We start from the raw sequence: 13507 nt of genomic DNA on the forward strand, positions 1-13507 counted from the left end.
GGCTCGCCGAGGGCCGCGGACGCGAAGAGCCGCGGGCATCAGTGCCCGCGGCTCTTCTGTGCCCGCCGATCGCTCGGCCGACGAGGTCAGCTCGCCTCCATGGCGGTGCCGTCCTTCTCCTGCATCTCCGCGACGCGCTTGGGGGAGAAGACCCAGAAGCGGTACAGGATGAAGCGGAAGATGGCGCCGAGGCCGATCCCGATGAGGTTCGCGATGTTGTAGGCGATCCACGAGTGGTTGTCGAGCACGGCATTCGTGAACCAGATCGGGAGCAGGCCGATGCCGAGCCCCACGAGGCTCACGCCGAAGAACTCGATCGCCTCCCGGAAGTTGTCCTGCCGCTTGTGCTGGCGGAACGTCCAGATGCGGTTGCCGATCCAGTTCGTCACGATCGCCGCGCACGTCGAGATGACCTTCGCCCACAGCGCGCCATGCGCGACCTCGGTGGGGTTGAGCACCGTCAGCATGAGGATGTTGAACAGGCCAGTGTCGACGACGAAGCCGACCCCGCCGACCAGGCCGAAGTTGATGAGCTGCGCCATCATGCCCTTCGACGCCGCGATGCGTCGGAACACGTTGACGATGCGGCCCCAGAGGCTCCGCGAGGTCCGCTGCGCAGGCAGATCGAACTCGGCTGTCTCCGCGGCTACGAAGCCGACGAAATCTTCAGGCTCAGAGTGATGCGGCTCTGCGTGCTTGTGGGAGCGATTGGTCAAGCGCTCGACCTCCATCGTGGGGCACTTGCGTGGATGATGCCGCCGCAAGCAGGATAGACTGTTGGGGAGTTGTGACCCTCGTCGGAGTATAGACACGTCAGAGCAAAAGGCACGTCACTGCCACTGCAACGCAGGCGGGGAGAACTCCCCGGCCGTCGAATTCGATGCGAGCGCACAGACTCCCTCACGGCAAGACTGCCAGCAGCACTCTCGAACGGAGCGAACCATGGGTCAGGTCGTCGGCGTCATCGGAGCAGGGCAGCTCGCGCGAATGATGCTCCCACCCGCCATCGAGCTCGACGTCGACCTGCGGGTCTTCGCGGCAGGCCGTGGCGAGAGCGCAGACCGCGCCGTCACCGCCGTCGGCGACATGCATGTCCTCGCTGAGGTGCTCGACTTCGCGCGCGGAGTGGATGTGGTCACCTTCGACCACGAGCACGTTCCGCAGGACGTGCTCAGGGGCCTCGTCGATGCGGGAGTCGCCGTGCGCCCAGGTCCGCACGCGCTGCAGTACGCGCAGGACAAGCTCCTCATGCGCCGCCGTCTCGCCGAGCTCGGCATCCCGATCCCCAACTGGGCCGAAGTGCGCGACGAAGCGGAGCTGCAGGCGTTCATCGACGCCAATGGCGGCGTCGCCGTGCTCAAGACGCCACGAGGCGGCTACGACGGCAAGGGCGTCCGCATCGTCCGATCCGGCGCCGATGGCGCCGACTGGTTCGCCGCGGGCGAGTCCCTGCTCGTCGAGGAACGCGTCGACTTCCGCCGCGAGCTCGCGCAGCTCGTCGCCCGTCGTCCCTCTGGCGAGATCGCCCTCTGGCCGATCGTCGAGACCGTGCAGCGCGACGGCGTCTGCGCCGAGGTGCTCGCCCCCGCCCCCGGTGCCGAAGGAGCGGACGACCGCCTCGGCTACGTCGCCGCCACCATCGCCCAGTCGGTCGCCCTCGGGCTCGACGTCACCGGCGTGCTGGCCGTCGAGCTCTTCGAGACCACCGACCAGCGCATCCTCGTCAACGAGCTCGCGATGCGCCCCCACAACTCGGGGCACTGGACCATCGACGGGTCCACCACGAGCCAGTTCGAGCAGCACCTCCGCGCCGTCCTCGACCTTCCCCTCGGCGACACCGGAATGACGGCACCCCACGCCGTCATGGTCAACGTGCTCGGCGGGCCGCAGGAGGGCAGCTACGGCGACCGGTACGAGAAGGCCATGCACGCGCATCCCGACGCGAAGATCCACAGCTACGGCAAGTCCGCGCGCCCCGGGCGCAAGGTAGGGCACGTGACCGTCGCGGGCCCCGAGCTCGACGACGTCGCCTACCGGGCCCGGGCTGCGGCGGCCGCGTTCGACGACGACCGCGTTTCCTGACGCGAGGCCGTGAAGCGGCGCGCGACCTGAGGCGAGCCGTCACCGGCCAGCCTCAGCGGGGCCGCGCGCACCCGCGTCTACGCTTGCACGCATGAGCGACCACCCCACCGCATCGCCGGCGCCCGCAGACGGCACCCCACAGCAGGCTCCCCTCGTCGGCATCATCATGGGAAGCGACAGCGACTGGCGTGTCATGCACGAAGCTCGCGACGTGCTCGCGGAGTTCGGCATCCCCACGGAGGTCGAGGTCGTCTCCGCCCACCGCACCCCCGAGAAGCTCGTCAGCTACAGCCGCGAAGCGAGCAGACGCGGCATCCGCGTCATCATCGCCGGAGCCGGAGGCGCGGCCCACCTCCCCGGCATGGTCGCCTCGCTCACGACGCTCCCCGTCGTCGGCGTGCCGGTCCCGCTCAAGTACCTCGACGGCATGGACTCCCTGCTCTCGATCGTGCAGATGCCCGCGGGCATCCCCGTCGCGACGGTCTCCATCGGCGGCGCCAAGAACGCCGGAATCCTCGCCGCCCGCATCCTCGGCACAGCTGACGAAGCGCTCGCGGCCAGGCTCGCCGACTACAGTGACGGACTGCGCGACGCCGTAGAAGCCAAGAACGACGCCCTCAAGCAGTCGCTCTAGCCCACCCCCTCGGCCGCCGTCGCCACCCCTTGCTCCTCGACCGCAGGACCACATGACACTCACCCTCCCGCTCCGGTACCCGGACGCCAGCTCGCCGCAGCTCATGACCAGGCGCGCCTGGTGGCTGCTCCTCGCGAACTTCTTCCTTCCGGGAACCGCGCAGATCCTCGCCGGGAATCGGAAGTTCGGGCGCTTCATGCTCTCGATCTGGCTCGGCGGCATCGCGGCAGTTCTCGTGGTCCTGCTCATGGCGCTCGTGCTGCGCGGACCCCTGCTGTTCGTGTTCTCCACCACGCTCGGCATCACCGCGGTGCACCTCGTGCTCATGCTCTACGTGGCCATGTGGGTCGTGAGCGGGCTGGACGCGCTCCGCCTCGTGCGCATCATCAAGCTCGAGCAGGTCGCTCGGCCGCTCATCGCCATCGTCGGCGTCGTCCTCGTCACCGTGCCGCTCGTGTTCGCCGCCGTCACGTCGCAGGTCGCGAACCAGGGGAAGTCCGCCATCGAGGGGCTCTTCGGCGGCGCCTCGAACGGCCTGCAGCTCCCATCCGATGGCCAGATCAACATCATGATGCTCGGCGGCGACCGCGGCGCCGACCGCGAAGGCCTCCGCCCCGACTCGATCAGCGTCATGAGCTTCAACGCGTTCACGGGCAAGCTCACCACGATCGGCCTCCCACGAGCGATGGAGAGCTTCCCGTTCTCCGAGGGCCACATGCGCGACCTCTACCCGGACCTCTACGAGGGCTGCGCGGTCGACGTCTGCTACCTCAACTCCGTCTACACCGAGGCGACGATTGCCGAGGACGGCGGCTACGCCGACGCCGCCGAGCATGGCTCGGAGCCCGGCATCGAGGCGATGCGGGACGCGGTCGAGGGCATCACGGGGCTGAGCATCCAGTACTACGTGCTCGTCGACATGGCCGGCTTCACGGAGCTCATCGACGCCCTCGGCGGCGTCGACATCAACGTCACCGAGCGCGTGGGCATCGGCATCAACGACGACGGGTCACCCGGCTGGGCACCCGCCACCGAGTTCATCGAGGTCGGACAGCAGCACATGGACGGCTCGACGGCCCTCTGGTACGCGCGCTCCCGCTACGAGACGACCGACTTCGCCCGCATGGAGCGCCAGCGGCAGCTCCAGGAGGCGATGGTGGCGACGATGACGCCCACCAACCTCCTCGGGAAGATCGGGCCGGTGACGGATGCGCTCGAGAAGGTCGTGCAGACCGACATCCCGGAGGGCATGATCGGCTACGTGGGCGATCTCCTCCTGAAGTCGCGCAGCGGCAACAGCGTGCGGCTCGACATCGTGCCGCCCAACTTCGACCAGGGCAATCCCGACATCCCCGCTATCCACGCTGCCGTCCAGGATGCGATCGCCTCGGACCCGCCCGAGGCGACGCCCGCTCCCGAGGAGACCGCTCCCGCCGAGTAGCGCCGGCCTCTGACCGCGCATGAGGGAGTTCTCATGCTGCGGGTCAGCGAAGCCTCTGGCCGGCCGGTCACCCAACCGCGCCCGCGTCGCTCGATCGGCGGAAATACCCGGGTGTCGAGCTGATCACGGCCGACAGTCGCCGTGAACCCTGCTCGTCCGGACTCCAGGAGAGTCCTCTCATTTTGGCGACCCCGGTCGCCGCCGCTCCCTAGGTTCGAGGAACGTTCAGCCTTCACTTGACGCTGAACGTCTCCACGCTCGGCGACCTAGGGATGAACAGCCATGAAGATCCACGCACCCAAGAAGATCGTGCTCTTCTCCCACGACTCCGTCGGCCTCGGCCACGTGCGGCGCAATCTCGCTCTCGCCCGAGCGTTCACCGAAGCCGCCGACCGCGACGGTACCGGCCCCGTCACAGGCCTCCTCATCACGGGTGAGCCCGTCGCACTGAAGTTCCCCCTGCCGCGCGGTTGGGAGTGGCTCGTCATCCCAGGCATCACCAAATCCGGCTCCTCCTACGGCGCGCGTCGCCTCGACGTGCCCTTCGGCGACCTGACGCAGCTGCGAGGCCGCATCGTGCGCGGCGCTGTGCTGAGCTTCGGCCCAGACCTGGTGGTCGTCGACCGTCACCCCTACGGCGTCCGACAGGAGCTTGCTCCCGCACTGCGAGATCTGAAGAGGGAACGGCCCGAGACCCGGATCGTCCTCGGCATGCGCGAGGTGCTCGACGAGCCCGACCGCGCGGCGAAGGAGTGGGCGAAGCTCGACCTCGACCAGTTCTGCCGAGACTTCGACCAGATCTGGGTGTACGGAGACCCGCGCGTCCACGACCCCGTCGAGAGCGGCGAGATCCCAGCGGCCGTCAGCCACCTCGTCCGACACACGGGCTACCTGTCGGCGGGGCGGGCAGTCGGGCGGTCACCGCGCATGGTCGAGCAGCCCTACGTCGTGTCGATGTTCGGCGGCGGCTCGGACGCCTTCGAGCTCGCCGAGCTCGCGGCGCGCACCCCGGTGCCAGAAGGGTTCGAGCACCTCGTCGTCACGGGCCCGCAGATGCCGAGCGCCGACTTCCGGCGCGTGCAGGCCGCGGCTGGCCCCCACGTCCAGCTGCACAAATCCGTACCAGACGGCCTCGCCTGCCTGCGCGAGGCATCCGCTGCCGTGCTGATGGGCGGTTACAACACCATGTGCGAGCTGCTCTCCAGCCACGTCCCGGCCCTCGTCGTCCCACGCACGTCGCCGCGCACCGAGCAGCTGATCCGCGCGACGGCCCTGGAGCGGCACGGCGCCGTGAGCGTCCTCGAACCCGAGGCCGTCAGCCCGGACGCGCTGGCCCGCTGGTTCACCGCGGCCACGACCGGGCAGATCGCTCAGAGCGGCGGCCGATCCGCGATCGACGGGCACGGACTCGACGCGGTCGTCCGGCTCACGGCAGCGCTGCTGTCGCCGCACGACGCCCCCAGCGTCTCGCTGCGCATGAGCCTGACGGCAGCGGTGGCCGATGCGAGCTAGCAGCGCAGGGAGCGAGGGAAACCGGACAGCCATGACGGCGAGGAGCGAGACGAGAATGAGACAGCAATCCAAGACGGGCTACGTCGTCAAGGTGTATCCGCGATTCTCGGAGACCTTCGTCGTCACCGAGATCCTGGCGAGAGAGGCGCGAGGCGAGCAGATCGCGATCTACGCTCTGCGCCCCACGAGCGATCCCCGCTTCCACCCGGAGCTGGCTCGTGTACAGGCTCCCGTGACCTTCATCGCGAAGGAGCACAAGCTCGGCGAGGTGTGGGCCGACGTCGCCGAAGCAGAGCGCACCGTCCCCGGCTTCGCGGAGCGCTTCGCCGAGAGCCTCCCAGAGCTCGCCGCCTTCGAGGCATCCGAGGTCGCCCAGGGCGTCCGCCTCGCCGTGGAGAGCATCCGCGCGAACCTCACCCATCTGCACGCGCACTTCGGCTCCCTCGCCGGCCGCGTTGCGGAGGTCGCCTCGCGGCTCAGCGGGATTCCCTACTCAGTCACGCTCCACGCGAAGGACATCTTCCACGAGAGCGTCGACGAGCAGCGGCTCGGGATGCTCATCGAGCGCGCCCACCACGTCGTCACCATCAGCAGGTTCAACCTCGAGTCGCTCCGCGACCGCTACCCGGAGCACGCGGCGAAGATCGTCCTGCAGTACAACGGGCTCGAGCTGGAGCGCTTCCCCTACCGTGCGCCGGAGACAACGCGTGCGCCGGGAGCGCCGCTGCGAATCGCGGCCGTCGGGCGTCTCGTGGAGAAGAAGGGCTTCGGCCTGCTCGTCGACGCCATAGCGCAGCTCCGCGACGAGGGGGTGGACAGCGAGGTGCGCATCGCTGGCGACGGGGAGCTCGAAGCCGAGCTCGCGGCTCGAATCGCCGCGCATGGACTGGGCGCCCGAGTGCACCTCCTCGGCAGCCGAACCCAGCGGGAGGTGGGGGAGCTGCTCCGATGGGCAGAGGTGTTCGTCGCCCCCTCCATCGTGGGTGAAGACGGCAACGCGGATGGCCTGCCGACCGTGCTGCTGGAAGCCATGGCGACCGGCACCCCATCCATCGCCAGCGACGTCACCGGCATGCCCGAGGTCATCGGGCGCATCGACGGCTTCGGCGAGACCGGGCTGCTTGTCCCGGCCGGCGACCGTACAGCGCTCGTGGACGCCATCCGTGCTCTCGCCGCCCATCCCGAACTCGGCCTGCTGACACGGCGCGCCCGGCGCCTCATCGAAGCGCGCTTCGACTCCGCCGCGCAGGCGAACTCACTGCGCCGCCTTCAGCATCCACTGCCCGCCTCCCTCGTCGATCAACGGGTCGCCTACGTCTGCGCCGACCCCGGCGTGCCCGTCTTCGGCACGAAGGGGAGCTCCGTGCACGTGCAGGAAGTTCTTCGCGCGCTGCGTGCCCTCGGCGCGAGCGTGCAGCTCTACTGCCTCCGACGAGGCGACCACGTCCCAGCCGACCTCGCCGACCTCGCCGTCACCGAGGTTCCGGTCCGAGGGCGAGACGACGGCAACCGCGAGAAGGCAGTCCGGTCGGCCGCGCGTGAACTGGCCGAACGCGTCGCCGAGAGCCACCCCGACATCGTCTACGAGCGGTACAGCCTCTGGTCGTGCGCGCTCAGCGAGGTGACCACAGCAACCGGCGTGCCCGGGATCCTCGAAGTCAATTCCCCCCTCATCGACGAGCAGCGCAAGCACCGCCAGCTCCACGACGAGGCGGGAGCCCGGGCAAACCTCCGCGCCCAGCTCGAGGCCGCCGCCTCGACCGTCTGCGTCTCACCACCCGTCGCCGAGTGGGCCCGCCAGACTGCACCCGAAGCGAGTGCGCGCATCCACGTCGTCCCGAACGGCGTCAACACACGCCGGATCACGGCGACGGATGCGGAGATCGTGCGCGAAGCCCCCGTCACCGTGGTGTTCGTCGGGACACTCAAGCCCTGGCACGGCGTCTCGACGCTGCTCGACGCCGTTTCCCTCGCGGCGCCGTCATGGCGGCTCGTGATCGTCGGCGACGGCCCCGAGCGCGAGCGGCTCCTCGAGCAGGCCTCCGCGTTTCCGCCCGACACGCGCCGACGCATCGAGTTCGCGGGCGCCGTGCCGCCGTCCGAAGTGCCCCGCTTCCTCGCGGCCGCCTCCATCGCCGTCGCACCCTACCCGGCACACGACGGAGAGGAAGGCTACTTCTCACCGCTCAAGATCTACGAGTACCTCGCTTCAGGCCTGCCGATCGTGGCGAGCGCAACCGGACAGATCCCGAGCATCCTCGATGACGGACGAACCGGGGTCCTCGTCCCGCCATCCGACCCGCGCGCCCTCGCGTCGGCCCTCGACGCCCTCGCCGCCGACCCCGAGCGCCGCACGAGCCTCTCCCGCGCCGCCCGCGCCCAAGCGGAAGAGCACCACGACTGGCGCAACGTCGTCTCGAAGATCTGGCGGACCGTTGCGTAAGCGGCGCGACCCCGCGGACAAGCAGGGCGACCCCATGGGGCCCTCCGGCGCCTCCGGCACCCCGGCGGGCCCGCTGAAGCGAACGCTGCGGCTCATCCGGCCCTTCATCCCGGGAAACCGCCTGCTCGCCGCCGGTGGCATGACCGCGCTCCTCGCGGAAGTCATCTTCCGCGTCCTCGAACCCTGGCCGACGAAGTTCGTCATCGACGCCGTCACCCGAAGCCTCGGCGCCGACCTCGCCGGGGCAGGGCCGAGCGCCAGCGTGCCCCTGCTCCTCGCCTGCGGCGCAGCGCTGCTCGTCATCGTCTCCCTCCGCGCCTTCACCAACTACCTCGCGACGCTCGCCTTCGCACTCGTCGGCTCCCGCGTCGCGACGCGACTCCGCTCGCACGTGTTCGACCACGTCCAGTCGCTCTCGTACGTCTACTACTCCAAAGCGAGAAGCGGCGACATCGTGCAGCGCCTCGTCGGCGACGTCGGCAAGCTGCAGGATGTGGCCGTCACCGCCGGACTCCCGCTGCTCGCCAACGTGCTCACGCTCGTCGTCATGAGCGGAGTGATGCTCTGGCTCGACCCGCTCCTCTCCCTCGTCGTCTTCGTCGCAGGGTTCCTCTACTTCCTCTTCTCCCGCACCTCGACGGGAGCGATCACCAACGCGGCCCGGAGAACACGAAAGGGCGAAGGCAACCTCGCCAACATCGCGCAGGAATCGCTCACGTCACTCCGCATCGTGCAGATGTACGGACTCGAGTCCCACGTGGCGCGAACGTTCTCCGGCAACAACGAGCGATCCCTCAAAGACGGCGTCCAGGCCAAGCGCCTCGCCGCCGGACTCGAGCGAAAAACCGACGTCATCGTCGGCCTCGCCACCGCAGTGATCCTCGTGGCAGGCGGCTGGCGAGTAGCCAGCCAGGTCATGACCCCAGGCGACCTCGTCATCTACCTGACCTACCTCAAGACGGCGATGAAACCCCTCAGAGACATGGCGAAGTACACCGGCCGCATCGCCAGCGCGGCCGCCAGTGGCGAACGCGTGGCCGACCTCCTCGACGTCGTCCCCGAGATCGCCGACACCCCGCACGCCGTCTCGGTGGCACGAGTCCGCGGCGACCTCCGCCTGCGCGACGTGGCCCTCGGCTACGGCCAACGGGACATCCTCAGCGGCCTGTCGCTCAGCATCGCCGCCGGCGAGCACATCGCCATCGTCGGCCCATCCGGGTCCGGCAAGTCGACACTCTCGCTCGCCCTGTGCCGGCTCATCGAACCACGCAGCGGCCGCATCGAGCTCGACGGGGTCGACATCCGGAACATGACCCTCGCCTCCCTGCGCAGCCACATCGCGCTCGTCCCGCAGGAGGCGGTGCTGTTCTCCGAGACGGTCAGGAACAACATCCGCTTCGGCAGACCAGGAGCCAGCGACGCCGACATCGAATGGGCCGCCCGCCAGGCAAGTGCCGACGACTTCATCCGCCACCTCCCAGAGGGATACGAGACAGTCCTCGGCGAGCGAGGCGGCACGCTCTCCGGCGGACAGCGGCAGCGCATCGCCATCGCGCGCGCCATCCTCCGTGACAGCGAGATCGTCGTGCTCGACGAGGTCACCACTGGCCTCGACCCCCACTCCGCCAACGAGGTGCTGTCAGCCCTCACCGGCCTCACCACGGGACGGACCACCATCTCCATCACGCACGACGCGGCCGTCGCCCGCCGGGCCACACGCATCGTCTGGATCGAGGACGGGGAGATCCTGCTCGACGGCTCACCCATCGAACTCGGCGCATCGACCGGCAACCGCTTCGGGCGCTGGCTTCAGGCGCAGGAGAAGCGGAGCGACCATGACGCAGCCTAGGACCCCCATGTTCGGTCTCGAGCCACTCGACCTCCTCCTCGCAGCCGGAAGCGGGCAACCGGATGCACGAGCGCTTCTGCGCTCACTGACCGGCGGGCGCGAGGTGACGGCGGGGCACCTCCGCGAGAAGCCGACACTCTCCGTCATCGCGCGCCTCACCGAGCGCTCCGGTGAGGGACTCTGGTGGGCGGCGGGCCTCAGCGCAGCACAACGGGTGAAAGGCGCCAAAGCGCGAAAGCGCGCCTCGGCGCTCGGCGTCGAGCTCGCAGAGCACGCCTTCGCCGACGGCTCGATCCTGCTCGTCGGACCGGCCGCCACCGACCCACGCCTCGCGGATGCCGACCGCGAGCTCGCAGCGACCCCGGACCTCACCCCGATCCCGAGCTCGACGCTCAACTACAACCCCTGGCGCCGAGCCGTCAGGATCCACGAGTCCCAAGACACGGCTACCGTCGTCAAGCTCGCTCGCAGTCCGCTCACGGCATCGGCCGCCGCCGCCAACGCGATCGCCGAGAGCGGGGGGCCGGCCCTGCCAACACGGGTCAGCGCATCCGGACGGCTGCTCCTGACCCCGCTCGTGACCCCGGACTCGGCGCAACCCGTCGACGCCCAGACGGCAGGCAAGCTGCTCGCGCGCATCCACACGCAGGCCCCACTCGCCGAGAGCCCTTTCCTCGCGTGGCGGGCGCACCTCTCCGCCAGCGTGGAGCAGCTCTCACGCCTCGTTCCCGAACATGGCAGTGCTGTCCGCGCCCTCTCGCGGTCGCTCGAAGGTCGGCTCGCGCAGAGCCCGCGGTACCCCGTCTTCCTGCACGGCGACTTCTCACGAGATCAGGTGCTAGGGGAGGGCAGCCAGGGCGTCGTCGTCGACTTCGACCGGCATTCGGTGGGCGCACCCGGCTCCGATCTGGGGTCTTACATCGCCGTCGAACTCCTCACCCGAATCGACGCCGAACCGGGATGCCTGCACAGACCGAGCGGACGCCTGCCCGCCATCCGCGACGAACTGCTGTCCGGCTACCTCGCAGGGGGCAGCGGGGCGAGCCCCAGGCACCCACAACCGACCCTCGACGAGATCGAGGCGTGGACCGGGCTGCACCTTCTCGCCCGGGCAAGTGAGCCGTTCCGCGCCTGCGCCCCGAACTGGCGAGCCGACATCGCGCAACGACTGACCATGGTCGCGGACCTCACCGTCGCTGGAACCGAGGAACGATCGTGACACCGAGCGCGACGCATCGCGTCCCACTGGAGATCCCGATCCCAGACGCAGGCTGCACCCTGGCGATCGAGCGGGCCTGGCCCGCCCCGAACGGTGCCCTCGTGGTCGAAGGCACGGACACGGTCGGGCGATGCCGCGCCGGCAGCATCGATGCGGAGGGCATCGCGACCGTCACCCCGCACCGGCACGACACGCGGCTGCCGGGCCTCAGCTCGACTCGAGGAACCCTGCTCGTCCACCGACTCGGCAAGCGGGCCGTGCTCCGCGATGACGAGGCCGGACGATACGTCAAGGTAACCCGGCCCGGCAAGGCAGCGCGTATCCACCAGGCAACGAGGCCCCTCGCCGGCGCGCTCAGCAGCGCGGGGTTCGAGACCGCCGACGAGTCACTGGACGCAAGCGGCGACCTCATTCACGCCCGCGCGGTGGCGGGAAGCCTCATCGCGCACCTGGACCCCGACGCCTGGGGCCTCGCGCTCGCAGCCTTCGAACGCTCCTGGGGCAGCTTCGCGACCAAAGCCGTTCATGCACCACGGACGAGCTCCCCGACGACACCACCCCCCACGCACACGGCTGCTGACGAGGCCAGCATCCTCGCCGCCTGGCTCGATAAGCTGCGAGCCTTCGATCCGCTCCGTCTCTCCGCCGCCACCACAAGACTGTTCGTTGAACGGGTCGAACGCAGCTGCCAGGAGCTGACCGCAGACGCGCGCCGGGCCGGGGTGCTCGCACATCGTGACCTGCACGACGGCCAGCTGCTCTTCGACCCGGACAGCCGACGGCTGGCGGTCCTCGACCTCGACACTGCCGCGCTCACCGAACCGGAACTCGACCTCGCGAACCTGCTCGCCCACCTCGACTTCGCTGCCTTCACCGGCAGCATCTCGCGCCCGATGCGCGACCAAGCGCACGCGATGATCGAGCGCCTCCAGCTGGCAGTGGGCGGCGACCCCGAGCGGTTCGCGTGCTACCGCACGACGGCCGAGCATCGCATAGCCTGCGTCTGGGCGTTCCGTCCCCGGTCGCACGATCGTGCCACCGCATGGCTCGCCGGCGAGCGCTGAACCGGCCCGCGGCCCCATCCGCCAGCTTCCCCGCCTTCTCCCTTCCCGCCTCCCCGCCCCTTCCAGGGCCCTGGGGATGGAAAGGTCCCTGTTTTGTGGGAAGTTCTCCAGCACGAAGTGATTTTCCCAGCCCGAGAGGAGCGCGGTTCAGCGCGCACGCCGCATCGCTGCACGCACCTGCGCGAAGAACTCCGCCGGGTTCGGGGTCAGCTGCCTCCGCGTCACGCGGATCACGAGCCAACCGGCGTGCTGGATGCGGTTGATGCGCGCGAGATCCTTCATGGCCTGCTCCTTCGTCCAGTGATGCTCGCCGTCGTACTCGATAGCGACCTTGAATTCCGGATAAGCGAGGTCCACGCGTCCGAGGAAGCGTTTCCTCTGGAACACTTCGTAGGCAACTTGAGGCTCGGGAAGCCCGGCGTCAACGAGAGCCAACCGCGTCAAGGTCTCCATCGGCGACTCCACTCCCGCGCGGATCTGCTCAAGAGCCAGGCGAAGTCGCGATGCTCCGACTGTCCGGCCCCAGGCCTTGCTGATGTCGACCAGCTGGTCCAGCGCGGCGTGCGCGGGTACGCCGCTGGAGTCGTCGCCAGGGATGCTCGGCTCGGACGGTCGCCGCAGAGAGGGGTAGTTCCGTGAAGTAGAGATGGCGGCATCGCCGACGACGACCAGCTCCTGCGCTGAGAGGACGCGCGACAGAAGCGCCCAAGTCAGCGCGGGAGCCGACAGGGGAGTGCCCAGGTGGACTACTCGCTCCCACTTCTCCGGGGAGATGCGTCTCGAGGCGAGCCGGCTGCCCTTGGGTGCATTTCGTCCTGTCGGCACCACGACGTGCACGGTCATCGCGTTCCGGAGACGACTCGGGAGCGGGAAACCCCAGAACAGTCCTGCTGTGACGTCTCCGAATGCCTGCCATTCGCGCATCCGCGGCAGGTAGGCCCTGGCGAGTTCCTCGGGCGTGGCTGGTTCCGCGGTCGCTCGGATTCCGTGGTGCGGTCGCGCGAGGCTCGATCCGAAGACCTCTCGGCGGCTGAGCCCAGAACGGAGCCCCGCGCCGGTGGTGAAGGCATGCCCTTGCTCGGGCGGAAGAGGCGCTGATGCTGCTGTCATGCCGCCCACGGTAGAGATTCCGCGCTGCCGGACTGGAAGTTATGCACAGCCCAGGCGGGCGACGCTTCCCTCACCAGCTGATGGCTGGCTCGATTTCCGAATACTCGGGCTGGCAAGATCACTTGCTTCGGGGAATGTTCTCGCAACGAAGTG

The 13507-nt window shown here is 69.2% G+C and carries 9 protein-coding genes and 1 pseudogene; 8 read left to right on the plus strand and 2 right to left on the minus strand.

Going from position 1 to position 13507, the window contains the following annotated elements; all coding sequences use genetic code 11:
* Positions 1 to 86: 86 nt before the first annotated feature.
* Positions 87 to 716, minus strand: a complete 630-nt coding sequence (locus tag ITJ67_RS07140) for a GtrA family protein (protein WP_160072665.1) — start codon at positions 714 to 716, stop codon at positions 87 to 89.
* 172 nt (positions 717 to 888) lie between these two features.
* Here ITJ67_RS07140 and ITJ67_RS07145 point away from each other — a divergent pair.
* The 8 genes and pseudogenes from ITJ67_RS07145 to ITJ67_RS07185 all read left to right on the plus strand — a co-directional run.
* Positions 889 to 2082, plus strand: a pseudogene (locus ITJ67_RS07145) (5-(carboxyamino)imidazole ribonucleotide synthase); the annotation flags it as partial.
* A gap of 91 nt (positions 2083 to 2173) precedes the next feature.
* Positions 2174 to 2716: a 5-(carboxyamino)imidazole ribonucleotide mutase gene (gene purE, locus ITJ67_RS07150; protein WP_194677169.1), complete on the plus strand. Its 543-nt coding sequence runs from the start codon at positions 2174 to 2176 to the stop codon at positions 2714 to 2716.
* Between the two features lie 52 nt (positions 2717 to 2768).
* Entirely contained in the window at positions 2769 to 4157 is a 1389-nt protein-coding gene (locus ITJ67_RS07155) for an LCP family protein (RefSeq protein WP_160072659.1), read from the plus strand.
* A gap of 282 nt (positions 4158 to 4439) precedes the next feature.
* A complete protein-coding gene (locus ITJ67_RS07160) occupies positions 4440 to 5669 on the plus strand; it encodes a glycosyltransferase family protein (protein ID WP_194677170.1) in 1230 nt (409 codons plus the stop codon).
* 55 nt (positions 5670 to 5724) lie between these two features.
* Positions 5725 to 8112 carry a glycosyltransferase family 4 protein gene (locus tag ITJ67_RS19690; protein WP_228502406.1) on the plus strand — a complete coding sequence of 796 codons (2388 nt, stop codon included), beginning with the start codon at positions 5725 to 5727 and terminating at the stop codon, positions 8110 to 8112.
* A 34-nt stretch (positions 8113 to 8146) separates the two neighbouring features.
* A complete protein-coding gene (locus tag ITJ67_RS07175) occupies positions 8147 to 9961 on the plus strand; it encodes an ABC transporter ATP-binding protein (protein WP_194677171.1) in 1815 nt (604 codons plus the stop codon).
* A complete protein-coding gene (locus tag ITJ67_RS07180) occupies positions 9948 to 11180 on the plus strand; it encodes a phosphotransferase (protein WP_160072653.1) in 1233 nt (410 codons plus the stop codon). The genes ITJ67_RS07175 and ITJ67_RS07180 overlap by 14 nt, the downstream gene beginning before the upstream one ends.
* On the plus strand, positions 11177 to 12244 hold the full coding sequence (locus tag ITJ67_RS07185; RefSeq protein WP_194677172.1) for an aminoglycoside phosphotransferase family protein: 1068 nt from the start codon (positions 11177 to 11179) through the stop codon (positions 12242 to 12244). The genes ITJ67_RS07180 and ITJ67_RS07185 overlap by 4 nt, the downstream gene beginning before the upstream one ends.
* A 147-nt stretch (positions 12245 to 12391) precedes the next feature.
* On the opposite strand, the gene ITJ67_RS07190 is transcribed toward ITJ67_RS07185, so the two are convergent.
* Complete coding sequence (locus ITJ67_RS07190) at positions 12392 to 13354, minus strand: endonuclease domain-containing protein (RefSeq protein ID WP_160072649.1); 963 nt, start codon at positions 13352 to 13354, stop codon at positions 12392 to 12394.
* Between the last annotated feature and the right edge of the window lie 153 nt (positions 13355 to 13507).

The organism is Pseudoclavibacter sp. VKM Ac-2867 (genome assembly GCF_015351275.1).
Lineage (GTDB): Bacteria > Actinomycetota > Actinomycetes > Actinomycetales > Microbacteriaceae > Pseudoclavibacter.

Bases quoted from the DNA above. Each gene is read 5' to 3' on its own strand.
- purE (WP_194677169.1), top strand. From the start codon at position 2,174: ATGAGCGACCACCCCACCGCATCGCCGGCGCCCGCAGACGGCACCCCA.
- ITJ67_RS07155 (WP_160072659.1), top strand. From the start codon at position 2,769: ATGACACTCACCCTCCCGCTCCGGTACCCGGACGCCAGCTCGCCGCAG.
- ITJ67_RS07160 (WP_194677170.1), top strand. From the start codon at position 4,440: ATGAAGATCCACGCACCCAAGAAGATCGTGCTCTTCTCCCACGACTCC.
- ITJ67_RS19690 (WP_228502406.1), top strand. From the start codon at position 5,725: ATGAGACAGCAATCCAAGACGGGCTACGTCGTCAAGGTGTATCCGCGA.
- ITJ67_RS07175 (WP_194677171.1), top strand. From the start codon at position 8,147: ATGGGGCCCTCCGGCGCCTCCGGCACCCCGGCGGGCCCGCTGAAGCGA.
- ITJ67_RS07180 (WP_160072653.1), top strand. From the start codon at position 9,948: ATGACGCAGCCTAGGACCCCCATGTTCGGTCTCGAGCCACTCGACCTC.
- ITJ67_RS07190 (WP_160072649.1), bottom strand. From the start codon at position 13,354: ATGACAGCAGCATCAGCGCCTCTTCCGCCCGAGCAAGGGCATGCCTTC.